The sequence below is a fragment of the Rothia sp. HMSC072E10 genome, from assembly GCF_001813965.1.
GTDB classification, from domain to species: Bacteria; Actinomycetota; Actinomycetes; order Actinomycetales; family Micrococcaceae; genus Rothia; species Rothia mucilaginosa_A.
Map to the genome: position 1 here is coordinate 825,890 of NZ_KV814491.1, position 19,272 is coordinate 845,161.

A 19,272-nucleotide genomic window follows, 5' to 3' on the forward strand; every position below is an offset into this window, starting at 1 on the left:
AACCTTCCGCGCCGATAGCTCGGGTGTGCTGTGGCGCCCGGTGAATACTCCAGCGCGTAAAATCCGGAGAACTCGGGACGATGGGGCACGGCCGGTTGTCTGGGACGAGCCCTTCCTTCTGGGATCGTCCCTTTGCGTTCTTCGAGACCCCGGCGTTTCAGGCCCGATTCCTTCCAACCGTGTGGCGTCTTCCGTTTCCAAGGGCGGTGCCGACAAGTTTCAGGGTTCCCTAGCAGACTCCCCCGACGGCAATCCGTTTGAACCCGTCACGGTCAACCCGGCCCAGCCTCGAAAGCTCAAGCAGATTCTACTCAGCGTTTGCCTGCCGATTCTCGTGGGCCTGGCCATTGCGCTGCTGACCGGGCTGTGGTTTCTGCTTCTCATGTCGGCGGCCTCTTCCCTGCTCATGCTCCTGCACTTCTTTGGAAGCCGAGCCGAAAACCGTGCGGGCCGCGCAATGACCCGCACGGCGGCCGAACGAGAGGAGCAACGGGCCTTGAATCTACCCACCGTCGCGGATCTGGCGTTCGCCGCAACCTCCCCCGCCCTTCTCGCGTTCCCCGCTCACCCCGGCATCGTGCTCGGATGCGGCCCTCGGCTGCCCTACCTGCGTGGACGTAACCTTACGCTCGCCTCACTACCCAGGCTCCAGAGGGCACCCCACTACGTTCCCTTACCCGCCGGTGCGCTCGGGCACCTTCTTTCGCTCGACGAGGGGCACCTGCGCGCCTATCTCGTTCAGCTGGTCGCCGGTTATCCGGGAAGTATCTCAATCCTGCTCGGCCCTCCTGCGAGCGCCGAACAGGAGCGAATCAACGCGCTCCTGCAAACTCTCGCCGTGGTGCCCCGGGTTAGCGTGTACTCTCAGCGCTCCGAGACCGCCCCCGAGGAAAGGCAGGCTCTTCACGATGCCCTGCACGACGAACTTTCCGCGCAGACCCCTCCCCTGTTGATTATGTCGGAGGACGCGTGCGATATTTACGCTCCGCTCGTGCGCACGCTCCAGGCTGAGGCGGCGGCCGTCGAAGCCGCAACACGGAATGGCTCGCGGGCTCCCAAAGAGCCGAGGGGCGCATCGGTGGCTCTGTGCATCATCGCCGATCCGAAGGATGGTACGCGATCGTCATCCGGTCGTACCGTCTGCGAGTCTCTCTTCGCCGCGGGGTGGCTCGAGTGCGTCAGCGAGGGTAGCCACCGTCATTCCATCCGCTATGCGGCACGGCACTACTCGAAGCCTCCGGAGCAGCCCAGCGAAGGAGTACTACAGGTGCACCCCCTCCTCCTCGATGACCTATGCCTGCACGCCGATGGGCTGGGCGTCGAGGCATTTATCCGAGCTCTAGACCACCTCTATCTAGTTGAGGAGGGGCCGAGGACGGGCAAGATCAGCGACGCGCAGGTGCACCAATCTGCGCATCGGTTCTCCTCCCTATCGGAGGCGAAAAATGGCAGGGGCGAAGGCGGGGTTGACCTATCTGCCGAGAGGCTTAAGGAACGGTGGTCGAAGGGGCTTTACGCCGAAGACATCCGCTGCTACCTGGGAGTTTCGCAGGCGGGCTCGTTTTCGCTCGGCCTGTCGGAACACGGGCCCCATTGGCTGCTTGGCGGCACCACCGGTGCCGGCAAATCCCAGCTGCTACGTTCCCTGGTGCTGAGCGCCGCCCTAGCCTACCCGCCCGAGCGTCTCGGGTTGATTCTGGTGGATTTTAAGGGTTCCGCGGGCCTGGGCCCCCTCGCCGAGCTGCCCCATACTCTGAGCATCTTGAGCAATTTCGATGTTTCCGCGGTTGAGCGCGCCCTAGAGTTCTTGAGGGCAGACGTCCGTCGAAGGGAAACCAATCTACAGGCTGCCGGGGTTAATTCTTACCGCGACTATTTGGCGGGTTGCCGGGCGCAAGGTGTACTCCCCCGTTACCCCGAGCTGCTCATCGTCGTTGATGAGTTCCGCATGCTGATTGATTCCATGCCCGATGCGATGACGGAGCTCATGCGCATCGCAACGATTGGCCGCTCCCTGGGGCTGCACCTGATTCTTGCTACGCAGCGTCCCCAGGGCACGATTTCACAGGATATCCGCGCCAATATCGCCACGAGTATCTGCCTGCGCGTGGCCAGCGCACAAGATTCCTACAACCTGTTGGAGCACGAAGCGGCCGCCTATATCTCGGCTGCTCAGCCCGGGGCCGGGTACGTTCGTCTGCCGGATGGACGTTCCCTCTCGTTCCGCGCTCCTCTCACGGACCGAGTTCCCTCCGAGGTGCAGGCGATTCCCCTGAAAGTCTTCTCGCTCGAGCCCGAAGGTTGGAGGTGCATCAACGTTACGGAGGAATCGCCGAGGGAAGGCTACGGAGAGGATGAGTGCCTCACCCGGTCTATTAGAGAAACCTTCCGCGCCATAGCGGGGTCTCACGGCGCCTCATATCTGCACGGTGCTCCCGGCACCGAGCCCCGCAAGGGTGAGCAGGAAGAGTACTGCCCCATCCCCGAGGAGCTTCCCGAATCTCTGCCCCTGTCATTTCCGGCCGAGGAGACGGAGCGAGGGAACGGGTATCTGCTGGGAGAACTGGAGATTGCCCGCTACGGTGTTCGTGGCCGGTACAGGTGGAACGGCGGACAAACGCTGGGGCTTCTGGCGCAGAGCGCGGAACGTATACCGTTTCTTCTGGGCCTGCTCGCCCAGGCGATATCCGCCAAAATCCCGGTGGTTCTACTGACCTCCGATGGCTCCCTCCAGCGGGACTTGGAGCCCTATTCTCCGTTCCTTGAGGTGCTCGTGGGGCCGCAAGAACTCCAGCATCTGCGTTTCTGCCTTGAGGAGCTGAGAGAACAGCGCCTGCACGCCGAAAGTGAGGGACACCGCCCGCTCATCATCGTGGACGGCTTGGACGGATGGCTGGATGCGCTCATCCGCCATCCCGATACCGAGAATCTACTCTACGATGTACTCTCGCAAGGCTACCGGCGCGGCTACTCGGTGCTGTTCACCTCTGCACTGAGCCCGAGGGGACGCTTCGGCACGGTCGCGCACTCCACTCTGCTGAGCCGTCGCTTCCTCGATACCGACCTGATGCGTTCAGCCAGCCGCGACTACCCGGTCCCGTCCCAGGGTCACTACTGTGTCGAGGGGAGCATCAACGAGGGGTTTATCGGGGATCAGCCGCTTACCGCCTCGGTGCTGGCACCGTGCACGCTACCCCTCCGAGACTTTGAAGCGTATGCCTGCTCAACTGCGAGCGCATCCGCTCAGACAGGCACCCTGCTACGCCAGTTCCCGGAGTATTTCCGCATGCCCGCGGAGGAGTATATTCGCGTAGCTCAAAAGACCTGCAACCCCCGGGGTGAGCAGCTTCTCGTGGGTTTCAACCGCCGCCGTCTTCCCGGGTGGCTGAGCGCCGGGCGGGGAAGCATCATTCCCGTTCCGGGTGCCCGGTCGACGGGTAAGAGCACGCTGCTCGAGAGCGTCCGCCAGCTCAACCCGCATCTGGAGGCGCTCTGCATCGAGGGAGGCAATAGTTCCAGGCCGTTCACGGAGGAAATGGTACGTTCCCTGCTGAGCGATGTGAAGCATCCCGCCCAGACTCTGCTACTCGTCGATGATTTGCAGTACCTTTCGGCCGGAGTGCAGAACGTTCTGCTGGAGCGCCGCGGGGCCTTCCGCGCGGTCTTCGTGACCTACACACCCTGGCCGAGGCGGGCTTCCTCCCCGCTGCTTTCGGCGCTTATGGGATGCTCGCGTGCGATTCTGCTCGCGCCCGCGACCCTGGCGGAGGCCGATATCTGCACCGTTACGGCGCTTCCGGCAGATCGTTTCACGCGAGGCGAGCAACCGGCCGGGCGCGCGGTAGCGGTGGACGGCAGCTCCGTTGAAGCGATACAGGTTCCGCTACCGAGGGTCCTCGACGCTCATCCCATTGCGTAGAGACAATCCGGAGATAGCCTAGCGACGGCGGCCGATACGCTTGGCTTCCTCACCGCGTTCCTCGGTGACGGCTTCGATGTAGCGGCGGCTACTGGGCATCAGGACGAAGATGAAGGCTACCGCCGCGCCGATAACGCCAGCCACGGTCTGAGGGTTGAATCCATTAATGCTTACGCCGTAGGCGCTCACGCTCTGCACTAGCGTGCTTGCAGTGACCCACAGGGCGCAGAGGGTAATCAGGATCATGGGCAGGCGCGAGCCGTAACGTCCGCGGTAGAAACGCAGGGCGTAAAAGGTCATGCCCGCGGCGATGAGCACTTGAAGTACGCCGCCGACCACGCCCTGGGCGGGCTCGCCATTAGAAAGGAGGAAGGGGTAGAGGATACCGCGAATCAAAATGTATGCCGCGAAGGTTTCGGTCAGAACGAATGCGTAGAGGACGTTGAACGGGCGTGACGTCACGGTGGGCTCCTCACAGGTGGTGTCGTTGGCAGGCCGAGGGGTATTCAGCCTGATGCGCTTGTAGTTTAGCGGCTGGGCACTTCCCCCGCACACTTGTTTGCGCGCGGGGTGCCTGCATTTGTGCAGGGGCTCGCCGCCTCGTCATCGGTGCGGTTCGTCGGGTGAAGTACCGCTTTATATTATGCCCGAGGCGCCACTCCCCTGCGGGGCGGCTCCCCGGTTGTGAGATGACTCAGCGAGGGATTGTGTCACCATGCGATTCTCCAACCGGACAATTAGACAAAGGCTCCCCTTAGTGATAGATGCCTCAGTGTAATACTTCAAGTTTTTAGCTTAAAGCACTTGTCACATTAGCCCCGACGTGCGAAAGTTGATAAGTCAAATTTCACCCTAACTTGGGGCGCACACCCCAACGGTGGGCCTATTTGGCACGCGCACAGGAATAATAAACAGCATCTCGCTTCGGCGGGACTGCACATAGAGAAGGAGGTCCACCGTGGATTGGCGTAGTCGTGCAGCTTGTTTGGACAAGGACCCGGAGCTGTTCTTCCCCGTTGGAAACACCGGACCCGCCCTGTTGCAGATTGAAGAGGCTAAGACCGTCTGCCGCTCTTGCGAGGTTATTGACGTCTGCCTGAAGTGGGCCATCGAGACCGGCCAGGACTCCGGCGTGTGGGGTGGCACCAGTGAAGACGAGCGTCGCGCCATGAAGCGTCGCGCAGCTCGTGCCCGCCGTGCATCCTAACTTCCGGAGTATTCAATAGGGCATTAAAAAGCGTGGTGCAGTGACTTATCGGTCACTGCACCACGCTTTTGCTATACCCGAGGCAACGATAAACCCGGCCGCGGAACCCCAAAATCAAGGTCCCGCGGCCGGGTTTTCTCTTCGCTTTAGATGAGGAGCGCCGTAATAACCACGCGAGTACCGGTCGGTTCGTTAGCCTCCCAACGGATTGAGCCGTTGAGCTCGCTCGCCACCAGGGTGCGCACAATCTGCATGCCCAGGCCTTCCTTACCGCTGACCGGGCGGTAGGCGTTCGGACCGGACTCCTCGATCTTCTTATCGCCCATGCCCTTGCCGTCATCGGTAATAATGACGGTCAGGGTGTCCTCACCCTCGTCATTGGTGCCGCGAATACCCTCGAGCGTCACGGTTCCGGTTTCTCCGTCGAGTCCGTGCTCCACGGCATTGGCGACGACCTCGTTAATCACCAGCGCCAAGGGGGTCGCGAACTGGCTCGGCAGGGCACCAAAGGATCCCAGCAGCTTGGTCGTCACGTGCTGGCCGGGGGAGGCCAGCTCGGCGGCCAGGTGGAACTGACGCTCGATAAGCTCGTCAAAGTCGACGTTCTGAGCCAGACCCTGCGAGAGAGCCTCGTGCACGGTGGCAATCGTGGCGACACGACGCATCGCCTGTTCCAAGCCCTGACGCGCCTCATCGGAGGTCATGCGACGGGACTGCAAGCGCAGCAGAGCGGACACCGTCTGCAGGTTGTTCTTCACGCGGTGGTGAATCTCGCGGATGGTTGCATCCTTGGTCATGAGCTCCATCTCGCGACGGCGCAACTCGGTGACGTCGCGGCAGAGAATCAGGGCGCCCAGGCGCTCGATGTGCGCACCCTTCTGCTTGAGCAGGGGGATGGCGCGCATCGTCACACGGGCTCGGGCGATGGTCAGCTCGGTACGCAGGTCGCTACGGCCGGCCAGGACCAGCTGCAGGGTCTCGTCCGCTTCTTCGCCGGAGGAGAGCATCGCACGGGTCACGTCGGCCAGGTTACGCTTCTCAAGGTAACCGGTCATGCCCATGCGGGTGTACATCGAGTTGGCATTGGGGGAAGCAACGACCACGCGACCGGTCGGGTCGAGCACGATAATGCCGTCAATCGCGCGAGGATTACCCTGCGTGCGGCTGCCCTGGGCCAGCGGGTCGGGCCACAGGCCGCTGTGCAACATGGTCAGCATGGTGTCGGTGACGAACTCGTAGACCTCTTCGCTCAGGCTGGGATAGGTGTGAAGAGTGGCAACGCGATGGCTGGTGAGCAGGGCAATAGTGCGGTTATTGCGCACAATCGGCACGAAGGTGATGTTTACCTCCGGGCGGTATCCCAGGCCTTCTCCCCTGGCCGGGTCGGTGTAGGTGCTGATCTCCTGGGTCGTCCAGGCACGGTAGGCCTCGTCGCGGATGCCGTCTTCCATGTCGTGGTCAATGATGTCGTGGTGGAAGAGGGTGCGGACGTTGGAGGGGCGCACATGTGCAAATGCTGCGAAGGTACTGGTTTCGCGGGGACCGGAAACGGCATCCGGGGAGGTGCCGTCGGCAACCACGTAGTCGGTGGGGAACCAGAGGACAAGGTCGCTCTGGGCAATATCAGAGATAATCTGCCATTCCCCCATGATGAGGTGAATGCGTTCAATATCGCCAGGGCCGAAGTCGCAGGCGCTCAGAATTCCTTCTGCAAAAGACATGTTTGTGTGCTTCCCGTAAGTTCAGGTATCTTCAACCATTTTATGCGGTTGCCCGCCCGAGTCTATTTCGGGCGGTAATATTTCGGTCAGTGTAACGAGCTTGTCTGAGAGATTGCCTGAAATCAGCGCTGCGGCGCTCCACGCTTAAAGAAACGGATAGAAGAGCGAGATGTTAGACGCTCCTAAGTCTCAGAATTTCCCCGAATATTACATTGCTCAGGGCGAATCGTTCTCACGCTACGTACCCCACCAAAATATACCCGATGCATCGCGTCCAGTGCGCCCGAACGGGGCCGACCGGTCGCGAGGCACCGGGTATATTTATTGGGGCCAAAACCTACCAATGCTAGAAGCAATAAGACCGTATTAGAAGGGGCCTCAGCCTACGGGCCGTACCGCGTACATTCCCTCCAGCATCGCATCGAATGCCTGCACCATCGCATGTCGAGGCGCAACCTCCAGGAGGGCCTCCCCGTTACGGCGCAGGCGATCCATGATCTTCCGCTCGTATGGAATCACCCCGTCCAGGGGAACGGAGAGGTAGCGGGACCAGTTATCGCGCATCTTTGCCTCTGGGTTGAAGCCCGCCGCCTCACGCCGGGAACGGTTGAGCCAGTACTGCACGCTCGTGCCGGGAGCCATGAGGTCCGACCGCTCCTGCACCTCGCGGGCCAGGTTGATGAGGCGAGGCAGACCCACCACGTCAGCCTCCCCCACGACAATCACTCGATCGGACTCCGCCAGGGCGGTGAGGGTCGCGGCGTTACGGCGGGGCGCGGGTCCGTCAAAGGGGAGTTCCTCGTCCACCTCGATGGGCGCGGCCACATCGCAGATGACGATATCGTAGTGGAGCTTGAGCCAGCCCAGCACCTCGCTAAAGGCACGGGCACGCACCTCCGGCCAGCGAGAGGATGAAGTAATCCCGCTCAGAAAATCGAAGAATCCCTGCTTGAGCGGAACCCGTTCCATGATTGCTCCGGCCTTCTTCTCGTCGAGCTGCGCGCGGTCAGCGTCCGAGCAGATAATGGCCAAGCCCGATCCTGCGTCTTCCAATGCCATGAGCGCGTCGAGGCTGGGTGCGTAGGTATCCGCATCGATCAGGCATACACTCTGCCCCTTCTGCGCGGCCAGCGCCGCAAGGTTGAACGCGATGGTGCTTCGGCCGGGTGCGCCGTGGGTGCCCCAAACGGTCAGAATCTTGCCGATGCGGTGCCCGGGCTGGTAACGGGCCGGGGCTTCGGGGGTCGGGGTGATGTCCGGATGCAGGGGCTGGCTGTCGCCGTTTTCTTCCTCGAATCGGCGGGCGTATTCGCTACCGGGTGCGAACCCATCAACGATGGCGGCAGCCCGGGTCAGCACGGATTCTTCGTCGCCCGGGATTGCCGGCGCCTCGGGGTTCTGCGCCACGGGGTCGAATGAGTAAGGCACGGCCCCCTCGGGGGTATTGCGGCCGTAGGAATCCGCGGGAAATTCGGGAGACTGAGCCCCGTATGCGGGGTCGTAACCGTACGCCCCGGCTGAGAGGCCCGGCAAGGAGTAGTTGGCGTGTCTGGTCCCGATATCGTAGCCGTAGCCCACCGCGTTCTGGCCCGCCGCGTCGTAACCGTACCCGGAGGGGTCCATCGTCAGGGTGTTTCCGGGCAGCGTGCCGGATGCCGTGTGCTGCACACCGTACGCACCGCGAGGCCGAGCCAAGGCCGCATCCACGGCCCGTTCGATGGAGCCAAGGATTTCTTCCAGCACAGCCTCGGTGCGGATGCGGTGGGCCTCGGCCGGTAGCGGCAGGTTCTCGGGCGCGATGACGGCGAGCAGAACCTCGGATTGGGCGAGAGAGTCAACGGTGGAGGCACTCAACTCTGAGGGAACGCGAGCGCAGAGTAGTGCCCTGGCGATGCCGGTGTGGGCCATGCCGAGAGCCTCGCTGAAGTCCTGAACAGTACGGGCGACCGAGATGCGCCCGTGCTGAGTTTCGATACCGTTCAGGAGCGTGCCGTCATCGCCGTAGAGGATGACCGGGATATTCATTCGCCCTCCCCGTAGGTTCCGGGAATGAGGCTGAGTTTCGAGTCGCTATTGCTCTCCTGTACGAGCGCCGCGACGGCTTCTTCCTTCACCCACAATTGCACGGTGGCTTTACCGTTCGCGCCCAGCACGCCCTCGTCTACCGTGATGGAGGCAATCTCGGCGTTGGTCACGATGGCGTGGGCGCCAGACGGGTTGCTCTCGGCGGGTTCCTGTCGTTTGGTGTCCTGGTTACGGGGCCCGGAGGTCCACACATCTACGCGTTCCCCCGTCTTTAGCGTGGCCGCTGCGGTTCGATCGATGGTGATGGTGGCGAGCCGACGCCCGGAGGGGGTTTCGGTGCCGATAGCTTCCCTACTGATGAGGTTTCCGGCGGGTATGCGCTGCGTTGCAATTTTTCCCTGCATTAGGGCTGTATCGGCTCGGGTGAAGTACTTATCGCTGGCAGCGTCAATATTGGCTTCCACCCGGGCGAGCTTATCGTCGGTAATTTTCTCACCCATGCGGATTTCTGTCTTGGCGGTGTAGTACTCGGTTTTGTGGTTGTTCGCCTGCACGTAGAGCTGGACGCCCGTCATAGAGACGAGGACCAGGAGAATCCCCAGAATGAATCTCCAGTCTTTAATGGTGGGCCTTTTGAGGCGTTTGGCGTGCGGTTCGGTGAGGGTAGAACGCTTCGTCGCGTTCTGTCGTGTACGCATGTGGGTTGTGCCTTTCGGTACGGAAGTTCGGCGGGCTGCCGAACCGTTGTATTCAACTAACCGATGAGCGAGTGAGTTGTTAGATATTCCTATAAGCGCTATAGAGACTAACCCTAACAGGATATTTCATTTAGTGTATTCACTCAACAAGAACGCATTTTATGAAATGCTCGCAAACCTACCCTCATTTTCAGACACGATTCGATAATATTTCGGGCAGTATAAGGCTTTTGCGAGCAATTTTTACCCCAGTGTCATATACTGAAGGTACTCAGTAGATGTTCGATGAGAACTCTCAATGTAGTGTCGCGATTCCGTGACACTGGGGCCCAAGATTCCACATATGGAAAGGATAGATTCATGTCTGCACCTCGTTTCCTCACCCTGAGCGATGTCGCTGAGGAACTGCAGGTTTCGCTTTCGCAGGTGCGTGCTCTGGTGCGTAGCGGCGAGTTGCCCGCAATCCAGATTGGCGGCCGCAATCAGTGGCGCATCGAACGTTCTCGTTTCGAGGAGTACATTACCGAGCGTCACGAGCAGACCCTGGAGGCTATTGCTTCCGGTAAGCTGACTGCCAAGGCGAAGGCCGAGTAATACAACATAGTTTTACCCAAGACGCTCTGCCAGGTGTCTGCAAGGGCCCGTCCCCTTTCATGAGGGAACGGGCCCTTGTTCTATTCTCCGGACGACTATTTTTATCTTTCAGAATCATTCAGGGTCGCCGCAAAGCTACCGTGAAATACGTGCAATAACGGCGCTTATACGCGCCAGCGGAATAATTCTGACACCCGCGCCGGGCGCCCGCACCTCACGGGGCCCGCGCGAATAGGATCCCCGCTCGTAGATGCGAGGATACTGTCCCCCATTGAGAAGACGGAGCTCCAAAAAATCTGCCCCTACTCGCTCGATCACCCCGTCGTAGCTGACGGTTCCACCCTCAAGGGAGAGGCGGACCGGTTCGCGCGCCACGCCCAACGCTCGCAGGGCGAGCTGCAGCTTCATGCGATACCTTCCTGGGCGGATTTCTGCACGGCCGGGCGCCCGACCGCCCTCCCACCAGAGCATGCCCCGCAGGGGAATGAGGATGCTCTCACCGTGGGATTCAAGGTTAATCCATTCCTCCCCCACCATATCGAGGTTCCCCTCATAGACCTGCATATCTGTCGCGCAGACCCGGACGGGGCCACCTTTTTGGGCCAGGAGTCGATCATCGAGGGTGATGGTGGAGTATTGCACGCGCGCAACCTGGCGGGCGTCCTGTTCGAGCTCCCAGGCTCGCTCGGAGGCCAGTCGGGCTTCTATATCTCGAAGGAATTTTTCCATGCTCATGATTTGACCCTACCGGACACTCGGGACTCTCGGGTCAAAACAGACTCTAATGACACGATGTGACAAAAAACTACCCCCAATATCCCTCAATAAAGCAAAAAAACTAAAATTTTCATGTGTTTTAATGCATTTTGCTACATCTAGATAGGAGCATGGGGTATAAATAGAGTACAAACAGGGTTACCAAACGTACTCTTTGGAGGTCATCGTGGACCAAACATCACAATACGCGCACGGTGTACGCAGCGACGAGCCCCGTTCCGAAGCGCTCCGTCCCGAGGCGCGGGCCAGCCGCCAAGACATCTTTCTGTTCACGGCTCCCCCGGTACTCTCGGCGCTTGTGCTGGCTGCCCTCTGCGTCCACCTGCCGCGCATCCCTTCAGCCCACCCGCTCACCGATGCGGTGCTCCTCTGCGCGGGGATATCAGCTGTACTCATCACCCTCTGGTGGATTGTCAGCTTCGTCTGCGCCCTTCACGAGGCCCGAACCGCCCACAGGGTCACTAACCCCCTGGAACCTCGTTTGCCGAGAACGCCGCACATTTTCCGCCCGCTCTTCATGCGTCGCATCGTTCTGACGCTGGGCGGCACGGCCATCGGGCTTGGGGCGGTCTTCGCCCCGGCACACGCCGCCGAGGCGAGTCACACCCCCGCGCCGACCGCGCCGACCACCTCGTTGATGGCCCCGGATGCGTGCTCAGCCGGGTACAGTACCGACGGTTCATCGGTCGCGTACCAGACGGAACCGACCGATGCGGGAAACACCACCAATGCAGAGATTCCCCTCGCCCCAAACACTACCGAATCCACCGGGTCACTCCAGGATCGCAGCCCATTCTTCGCGCCCTCGCACGAAGCCCGCGGTACCTATGCCTACACGGTACGTGCCGGAGATACTCTCTGGTCCATCGCCGCCGAACAGCTGGGCGAAGGCACCGATGCCTCCGTTATTTACGATTACACCCTCGATATCTACAGCGCCAACCGCGAGGCGCTGGGGCGGAACGCCGATCTGCTGTACGAGGGGCAGGTACTCCAGATTCCCGAGCAGCCGCTACAAACTTTCCGTCGCTAACCGGTTATTTTCCTCTACATCATTTCAGAAAGGAACCCGTCATGGGCTTCACGCCTCTTCTTCCCCCGCTCCCCCGCCGCGCTCCGGCGCTCCGCACGTTCCCTCCCCCGAAGGTGAGCACACCGACCCCAGGTTCCGTTCCGGAGCCTTCGCAAAAGCTTGCGCAGGCACCCGGAACCCTCGCCCTTGTGCAGGCTCGAGGCTTCGATTCCCCAGTATCGATTGTTCCTCTCCCCCGCTATGAGCAGAGCTCCTCGCACCGAACGGCACCTCCTCGGGCTGGTCGCCCGCTTCGCCCCGTGGACGCCATCTCCCGCCAAATTGAGGGGCGTTGCGCGGGCGTGGCCATCGCCTATCTCGAAATCATGGCCGCCCGACGCTCGCGCCAGCAGCTCGCTCAGTGGGTTTCGGCGGATTGCTTTCACCGCCTGCTACCGCGTTTTCCCAAGAATCCTCGTCAGGTTCCCGCCGGGCAGGCCCTCTCGATGCCTCCGGCGCTCCTTCGGATCCGCGCACAGCGGGTCAACCCCAAGCTCTACGAGGCGGTTGCTCTGTTCCGATGCGGTCAGGGTATCAGGGTGGTTACCCTGCAGGTTCGGGAACTGCACGGTACCTGGCTTATCACCTCCATCGAGCAGCCGCAGAATCGGCCGGGCGCAAATTAGCGGGCTCTGCCCCGAGGAAGGACGAGCCCCGTTAGCTCAGATTGCCATAAACCTATAAACGCGCGGAGAGGGTGCGAACCCAGTGATGGATTCGCACCCTCTCCGTACGTTTCGGGGTTTATACCGCGACTACTTCTTCTGAGACTTCTTCTGAGAACGCTCCACGTGCACCTGAGTGTGGCCGTCCTCGTCGGGGGCCGAGTACTGCAGGAACTTCGGACGCGAGGGCTCAGCCAGGCGCACGGCGGAAGCCTGAGTGCGCTGCTTGGACAGGTCCAGGTTGTACAGGTAGGTCACGGTCTCCTCGCGAACAGCGTCGAGCATCGACTGGTACATGTCGTAGCCCTCACGCTGGTATTCAACCAGCGGGTCACGCTGGGCCATTGCACGCAGACCGATACCTTCCTTGAGGTACTCCATCTCGTACAGGTGCTCGGGCCAGCGCTGACCGATGACCGAGAGCATCACGCGGCGTTCAATCTCACGCATGCTCTCTTCGCCGACGCTCTCCTCACGCTCGTCGTACACGACGTGAGCGTCCGCAAGGACTTCCTTCACGATCTGGTCGCGGGTAATCTTGGTGCGATCGCCTGCGTCCTCAGCTAGGTCATCCACGGTAATGGAGATGGGGTACACCTGCTTGAGGGCGTTCCAAAGCTCCTCGAAATCCCAGTCCTCGGCGTGCCCCTCGGAGACGCGTGCGTCGATGATGGAGGTCAGCACCTCGTCCACGAAACCGGAAATCTGTTCCTTCAGGTCGTCACCGTGCAGAATACGGCTACGGTCCTTGTAGATGGCCTCGCGCTGGCGGTTGAGCACATCGTCATACTTGAGCACGTTCTTACGCTGCTCGGCGTTACGGCCCTCAACGTTGGCCTGCGCGGTGGCAATGGCACGGCTGACAATCTTGGAGTCCAGTGCGGAGTCCTCGGGGGCAGCGGCCATAAGGCGGGTCGCCATGCCGGTGTTGAACAGACGCATGAGCTCATCGGTCAGCGACAGGTAGAAGCGGGACTCGCCCGGATCGCCCTGACGGCCGGAACGACCGCGCAGCTGGTTGTCGATACGGCGGGACTCGTGACGCTCAGTGCCGAGCACGTACAGACCACCGAGCTCGGTGACCTCCTCGTGCTCTGCTTCTGCGGCTTCCTCGCACTCTTTGAGAACTTCGGGCCAGCGGGCCTCATACGCCTCGGAGTTGGTGTTCGGGTCCAGGCCGAGCTGACGCATCTTCTCGACGGCCTCGAACTCGGGGTTGCCGCCGAGCATGATGTCGGTACCGCGACCGGCCATGTTGGTCGCCACGGTGACGGCGCCCTTACGGCCCGCCTGAGCCACAATCGCGGCCTCACGCTCGTTGTTCTTCGCGTTCAGCACCTCGTGACGCACGCCGGCCTTCGCCAACTGGCGGGACAGGTACTCGGAGTTCTCCACGCTGGCGGTACCGACCAGAATCGGCTGGCCCTTCTCGTGGCGTTCCTTAATGTCCTTGACGACGGCCTTGAACTTGGCAATCTCGTCGCGGTACACCTTATCGGGGTTATCGACGCGCTGCACGCCCTTGTTGGTGGGAATCGGCACGACACCCAGGTTGTAGGTGTTCATGAACTCGGCGGCTTCGGTCTCTGCGGTACCCGTCATGCCCGAAAGCTTGTCGTACATGCGGAAGTAGTTCTGCAGGGTCACGGTCGCCATGGTCTGGTTCTCAGGCTTGATCTCGACGCCTTCCTTCGCCTCAATCGCCTGGTGGATGCCGTCGTTGTAGCGGCGGCCCGGCAGAATACGGCCGGTGTGCTCGTCCACGATCAGAACCTCGCCGTCGATGACCACGTAGTCCTTGTTGTTGGTGAACAGCTCCTTCGCCTTAATGGCGTTGTTCAGGAAGCCAATCAGCGGAGTGTTCTTGGATTCGTAGAGGTTCTTCACACCCAGGTGGTCTTCCACCTTATCGATACCGGGCTCGAGGATACCGACGGTGCGCTTCTTCTCGTCCACCTCGTAGTCTTCATCGCGCTTGAGCATCGTTGCGGCGATGCGCGCAAACTCTGCGTACCAGCGGTTTGCCTCGCCAGCGGCGGGGCCGGAAATAATCAGAGGGGTACGCGCCTCATCAATCAGAATGGAGTCGACCTCATCGATAATGGCGAAGTTGTGGCCACGCTGAACCTGCTCCTCCACGGTCCAGGCCATGTTGTCGCGCAGGTAGTCGAAGCCAAACTCGTTGTTCGTACCGTAGGTGATGTCCGCGGCATACTGCTTGCGGCGCTCGTCGGGCTCCATCGAGGAGAGAATCACGCCGCATTCCATACCCAGGAAACGGAACACGCGGCCCATGAGGTTCGCCTGGTACTCGGCCAGGTAGTCGTTCACGGTCACGATGTGCACACCCTTGCCGCTCAGAGCGTTCAGGTATGCGGGCAGGGTCGCGACGAGGGTCTTGCCCTCACCGGTCTTCATTTCGGCAATGTTACCCAGGTGCAGTGCTGCGCCGCCCATAATCTGGACGTCGTAGTGACGCTTGCCCAGGGTACGCTTGGATGCTTCGCGAACCACCGCGAAGGCCTCCGGCAGCAGGATGTCGAGGGACTCGCCGTCCTTGACGCGCTCACGGAACTTATCGGTTTCCGCTCGCAGCTCCTCATCGGTCATGGATGCGAAGCTGTCCTCGAGCGAGTTCACCGCCTTCGTGTACGCCTCGAGCTGTCGCAGAACCCTCTTATCGCCGGTTCGGAGGATTTTCTCCAAGAAAGATGCCACTGAGCTTCTACTCCTTGATTGTCTCGGTACCCTCACCAAGGGCGCGCGAGAGTGCGCGCGGTGAGGCCTTCCTACATATTGTATGGCAGAGCCGCCTAATTCGCCCGTCCGAGCTCTTTTTTACGCTCTGCGCTCGGACCGTGAGCCATCAGCCTGGCGGCATCGGCCCCGTGCGCGGGGCACGCGAAAGCCCGGGCCCCGTAGCGGACGACCCGGCAATAATGCGTATTACCTTGCGTCCTTCGGGACCCGGGCCTTCCCGGGGTGAGAGGTTGCGGCTTACACCAGCACCTCACAGAAGATTTCTCAACGGGTATGAACCGTTACTCCCTGCCCGTCCGTTATTCGTCGGTCAGGGTGATGATGCCGTAGCTCCAGCCCTTACGGCGGTATGCCGCAGCCGGGGCACCGGTCTCGCTGTCAATGTACAGGTAGAAATCGTGGCCCACCAGCTCCATGCGGTCAACTGCCTCTGCAGCGGTCAGGCGCTCGCCCTTGAAGCTCTTGTGACGAATCTCGATGGGAGATGCGGCTTCGTCGGCCAGGGTGACCTCGCTGTTGTCGAAGGCGGCTTCTTCCACCGGAATATCCGGCAACAGAATCTCGGTGATTGCCTCGCTCACAACGGGAATCGAGCCGGTAGCGTCAGCCACAGATACCGGGTGCTTGCCACCGCGCTTAGCCAGCTTGCGGCGGTCGCGTGCACGGCGCAGACGCTCCAGGAGCTTGCCGTAGGTTTCATCGAAGACCGCGAACTTATCGTTGCCCTGAGCCTCAGAGCGAAGGACCGGGCCGGTACCGACCACGGTAATCTCAACGCGGATGGACTCGCCACCGAGGTGACCGTCCTTGCTGAACTTGACGTCGATGTCCTTCACGTTATCACCGAGCTGGGCGAACTTCTGAACCTTCTCGCTCACGTACTCTTCCAGGCGTTCGGTGACCTTGATATTGCGGCCGTAGATGTTGACTTCCACGATCATTCCCTCCAGGTTGGGGGTTTATACCGCGTCCGGCTGGACCCGGTACGGGGGTTCGACCTCGATGCCGTTCCCTTGCCTATATTCTAATACGAATGGATGCCATACATCACTATATGTGACAAATATTCGCCTACATTACTCTCTATTTATCAATAGTCAGAACAATCTGCAGGCCCATTCACAGAAAAGGCGCATCTCACGGATTAGGTACTAGAGCGAGGCCTTCTTCGGTACGGAGGCTACGGCACACACGCCCAGCACCACGGAACCTGCCTCACGCAGAGCACGGACCATCTCCGCGGCCGTTGCGCCGGTCGTCACCACATCATCGCAGACGATGCACAGCCGCCCCTCAACCAGGGCCGGCTCCAGAACGCGCAGGGCCCCGTGCATCCGCTCGGAACGAGCCACCGCGGTCAGGGTCTTCTGTTCCTCTCCCCCGGAGGCGCCGCCCAGACGCCCGGTCAGGGCCCCCACAACGCTACCGAGACTTCCCCCGGCACTCCCGGATGGGCTGGAGGTGTACCCCATGATGTCCAGGGGCATCACCCTCATGCCGGCGGGAAGGCGCCCCTTCAACCGTTGGGACGCCTCACGGGCCAGGAGCGAGGCCGGGGCGTAGCCTCGTCGACGCACGCTCGCGGGTGAGGATGGGGCAGGAATCAGCAGGACCTCGCTTTTGGCGGCACCGGACGCGGGATTCCGAACGAGCTCCCCTCGGTGCGCGCGCAACAACTCGTACACGCAACGAGCCAGGGCCTCCCCCATCAACGGCACAAGATCGGTCCGCCCCGCGTTCTTCATCCCCAGAACAACCCGGGGCACAATCCCGTCATAGCGCGAAGCCGCCACGGTTTCCGGAACGTCCTGCACCGGATGCACCCGCTCGACCCTCACGCAGGCGCGCTCCCAGCGGTTCAGGCACCCATCGCAGAGCGCGGGCCCCGAACCGTACGGCAACACCGCGGAACAGCAGGAACACGACCGCGGCAGGAGCAACTCACCGAGTGATCCCCACGCGCTCTCCACCCAGCGCACGGGGTGCTCCGAACCACGCACGGGCTTCCGGCCTGGGGCCCGCTCAGAATTCAAACCACGCTGTTGTGAATTCATGCAAGCGCCCTAACCGGCGTAGCTAATCTCGTGCAGAAGGGTATCCAAGCGGGTCCAGCCGCGCTCCTCCAGCACATAGCAGGAACCATCGGAGCGGTGGGCAATGATGTTGGAGGTATTATCGGCCGTCGACACGCTCATCACGCCGTCCAGACGATCCAGCTTCGTCTCCTCACCGCTCAGCGAGATTACCTCGGATTCACCGTTCTTCACGTTCACCACTACGACGTTCTGATCGCCAGCCCATCGCGCGCTACGGGGCACCACCGAGGAGCTAAGACGCACCATCTCGGTCAGGTTGAGCGGCTTACCGGCGTCGTCACGCACCACACCCGAAATAATCACGGCCGACGCGCCCTCCGTGGAAGCGACAATCGCAATGCGCGCACTATCGTGCGACACGTTGATGCTGGTAAAGCTCAGGTTACGCGGCCACGACATACCGATATCGACCCCGCGCTCGCGTTCCTGAGCGTCCTCGGAGCTCGGCTTGAAGGCGCGCACCGTGCCCTCGGCATCGGCGGTCCACACCCAACCGTACGCGTCAAAGGTCGGGGCGGTCAGATTCGAGCCCTGCCACACTCGGCGGGCGGTCCCCTGGTACACCGTGTACAGGCTGCCTGCATCGTTCGCCAAGCAGGCAAACATATCGCCCGAGTAGCTCATCGCCGGGGCGCTCAGCTGGCTGACACCGCGCAGGAGCATCTGCTCGCCCGAGGCGCTCATGTAGTTATCTCGGGCCACCATCTGCCCGTTCGCGGTGATGGCCACGGTACGGTCGGGGACCGAAAGCGTCAGCGGTACGGGCATGTACCCGTTCGGAGTCTGCTCGGGAATGAGGGTGCCGTTGTAGTACACCTCGGTCTTCTCCAGACCGGAGAAGTTGCTGAGCCCGTGAACAATCTGCTCGCGGATACGCGCCAGGCGAGAATCATCCAGACGCTCACCCGTCAGGCGCACCGTGGCGTCCTGGTTATTGACGAGGCGTGCCTCGTCCAAGGTCATAGAGTCGGTCAGGGCGGAGAAAGCGACACCCTTCAGGTAGGATGCAGGGCCGGACATCAACATGCGCACCAAAAGTTCAAAGTAGTTCTCGATGTGAGGGAACCACCGGATATCGGGCACGGCGTAGCGGAAGGCTCGATCGTAAAAATACAGGCGGTAGGGACTAAACACCCGCTCAAATTCGCTGCCGTCAAGCCACAGCCCATCGGGGCAGGAGCTAATACGCCACTGGTTGTCTTCCTTGACCAGCTTGAAGTCCTGGGTCTCGGTCTGCGCCTCGGGGAAGGTGCTCGTCAGGCCCTGGCTGTTCACCGTAGCGGTCTGCTGGAAGCGCACATGGTAGGTGCTCTCCGCCGAGTTAGAAGAAGAGATTCCCTCGTCGGCCTGGGCTTGAATCGTGTTGCGGTACACGCGAGTCGTGCCGAGGGGATTCCAATGCTGGTTATACGAGGAGCTCAGGTACTGGCGGGCCACAGCGTAGTTCTCGATGCTGTCGACTCCAGCACGGACAAAGCCTTCGATAATGGCCTCGGGGGTAGCACCGGCCAACGGGCCGGGCGCACGCGCCGGGGAGGTCTTCGAATCCTTCGCTCCCAGAGTGCTACTGTGCTGCGTCACGTGGTCATTCGAGGGAAGACCGGCACAGGAGCTGAGGAGCGCCGCCAGCGAGGCGACGCCCGCAGAGAGCGCAACGCGCCGAGAGAAAACAGCGCCCTGGGACATAGGGGTCAGACCTTCCTCTAGAACAGTGACGTTATGGCCGTCGCTCCCGTAG

The 19,272-nt window shown here is 61.4% G+C and carries 14 protein-coding genes; 5 read left to right on the forward strand and 9 right to left on the reverse strand.

Features of this window, described 5'->3' with window-relative positions; translation table 11 throughout:
- The first annotated feature begins 181 nt into the window (after positions 1-181).
- Positions 182-3,919: an FtsK/SpoIIIE domain-containing protein gene (locus tag HMPREF2944_RS08595; RefSeq protein WP_246826300.1), complete on the forward strand. Its 3,738-nt coding sequence runs from the start codon at positions 182-184 to the stop codon at positions 3,917-3,919.
- Between the two features lie 18 nt (positions 3,920-3,937).
- Here the strand turns inward: HMPREF2944_RS08595 and HMPREF2944_RS08600 are convergent, their stop codons facing one another.
- Entirely contained in the window at positions 3,938-4,381 is a 444-nt protein-coding gene (locus HMPREF2944_RS08600) for a hypothetical protein (RefSeq protein WP_049333329.1), read from the reverse strand.
- Between the two features lie 496 nt (positions 4,382-4,877).
- On the opposite strand from HMPREF2944_RS08600, the gene HMPREF2944_RS08605 reads away from it, so the two are divergent.
- A complete protein-coding gene (locus HMPREF2944_RS08605) occupies positions 4,878-5,126 on the forward strand; it encodes a WhiB family transcriptional regulator (RefSeq protein ID WP_004005030.1) in 249 nt (82 codons plus the stop codon).
- Between the two features lie 146 nt (positions 5,127-5,272).
- Here HMPREF2944_RS08605 and HMPREF2944_RS08610 read toward each other — a convergent pair whose 3' ends face one another.
- From HMPREF2944_RS08610 to HMPREF2944_RS08620, 3 genes are all read right to left on the reverse strand, one after another.
- Entirely contained in the window at positions 5,273-6,847 is a 1,575-nt protein-coding gene (locus HMPREF2944_RS08610; protein WP_070483824.1) for a sensor histidine kinase, read from the reverse strand.
- A gap of 378 nt (positions 6,848-7,225) precedes the next feature.
- Complete coding sequence (locus tag HMPREF2944_RS08615; protein WP_070682418.1) at positions 7,226-8,872, reverse strand: CpaE/TadZ family protein; 1,647 nt, start codon at positions 8,870-8,872, stop codon at positions 7,226-7,228.
- Positions 8,869-9,570 carry an SAF domain-containing protein gene (locus HMPREF2944_RS08620; protein WP_070682421.1) on the reverse strand — a complete coding sequence of 234 codons (702 nt, stop codon included), beginning with the start codon at positions 9,568-9,570 and terminating at the stop codon, positions 8,869-8,871. The genes HMPREF2944_RS08615 and HMPREF2944_RS08620 overlap by 4 nt, the downstream gene beginning before the upstream one ends.
- Before the next feature lie 360 nt (positions 9,571-9,930).
- Between HMPREF2944_RS08620 and HMPREF2944_RS08625 the strand changes: the two genes are divergently transcribed.
- Positions 9,931-10,164 (forward strand): helix-turn-helix domain-containing protein, encoded by a 234-nt coding sequence (locus tag HMPREF2944_RS08625; protein ID WP_049333339.1) that lies wholly within the window; start codon positions 9,931-9,933, stop codon positions 10,162-10,164.
- Between the two features lie 135 nt (positions 10,165-10,299).
- On the opposite strand, the gene HMPREF2944_RS08630 is transcribed toward HMPREF2944_RS08625, so the two are convergent.
- A complete protein-coding gene (locus HMPREF2944_RS08630) occupies positions 10,300-10,899 on the reverse strand; it encodes a histidine kinase (RefSeq protein WP_070682424.1) in 600 nt (199 codons plus the stop codon).
- Positions 10,900-11,107: 208 nt separating this feature from the next.
- On the opposite strand from HMPREF2944_RS08630, the gene HMPREF2944_RS08635 reads away from it, so the two are divergent.
- Together HMPREF2944_RS08635 and HMPREF2944_RS09520 are read left to right on the forward strand one after the other, a co-directional pair.
- Positions 11,108-11,974, forward strand: a complete 867-nt coding sequence (locus tag HMPREF2944_RS08635; protein WP_070682427.1) for a LysM peptidoglycan-binding domain-containing protein — start codon at positions 11,108-11,110, stop codon at positions 11,972-11,974.
- A 341-nt stretch (positions 11,975-12,315) separates the two neighbouring features.
- Complete coding sequence (locus HMPREF2944_RS09520) at positions 12,316-12,639, forward strand: Rv3235 family protein (protein WP_168165819.1); 324 nt, start codon at positions 12,316-12,318, stop codon at positions 12,637-12,639.
- Positions 12,640-12,768: 129 nt separating this feature from the next.
- On the opposite strand, the gene secA is transcribed toward HMPREF2944_RS09520, so the two are convergent.
- From secA to HMPREF2944_RS08660, 4 genes are all read right to left on the reverse strand, one after another.
- The gene (gene secA / locus HMPREF2944_RS08645; RefSeq protein WP_049343980.1) at positions 12,769-15,396 is read right to left on the reverse strand and encodes a preprotein translocase subunit SecA; all 2,628 of its coding nucleotides are present in this window, start codon (positions 15,394-15,396) and stop codon (positions 12,769-12,771) included.
- A 341-nt stretch (positions 15,397-15,737) separates the two neighbouring features.
- Positions 15,738-16,373 (reverse strand): ribosome hibernation-promoting factor, HPF/YfiA family, encoded by a 636-nt coding sequence (hpf, locus tag HMPREF2944_RS08650; RefSeq protein ID WP_070484057.1) that lies wholly within the window; start codon positions 16,371-16,373, stop codon positions 15,738-15,740.
- Positions 16,374-16,589: 216 nt separating this feature from the next.
- Positions 16,590-17,276: a ComF family protein gene (locus tag HMPREF2944_RS08655; RefSeq protein WP_168165820.1), complete on the reverse strand. Its 687-nt coding sequence runs from the start codon at positions 17,274-17,276 to the stop codon at positions 16,590-16,592.
- A 225-nt stretch (positions 17,277-17,501) separates the two neighbouring features.
- Positions 17,502-19,220 (reverse strand): LpqB family beta-propeller domain-containing protein, encoded by a 1,719-nt coding sequence (locus HMPREF2944_RS08660; protein ID WP_070682435.1) that lies wholly within the window; start codon positions 19,218-19,220, stop codon positions 17,502-17,504.
- Between the last annotated feature and the right edge of the window lie 52 nt (positions 19,221-19,272).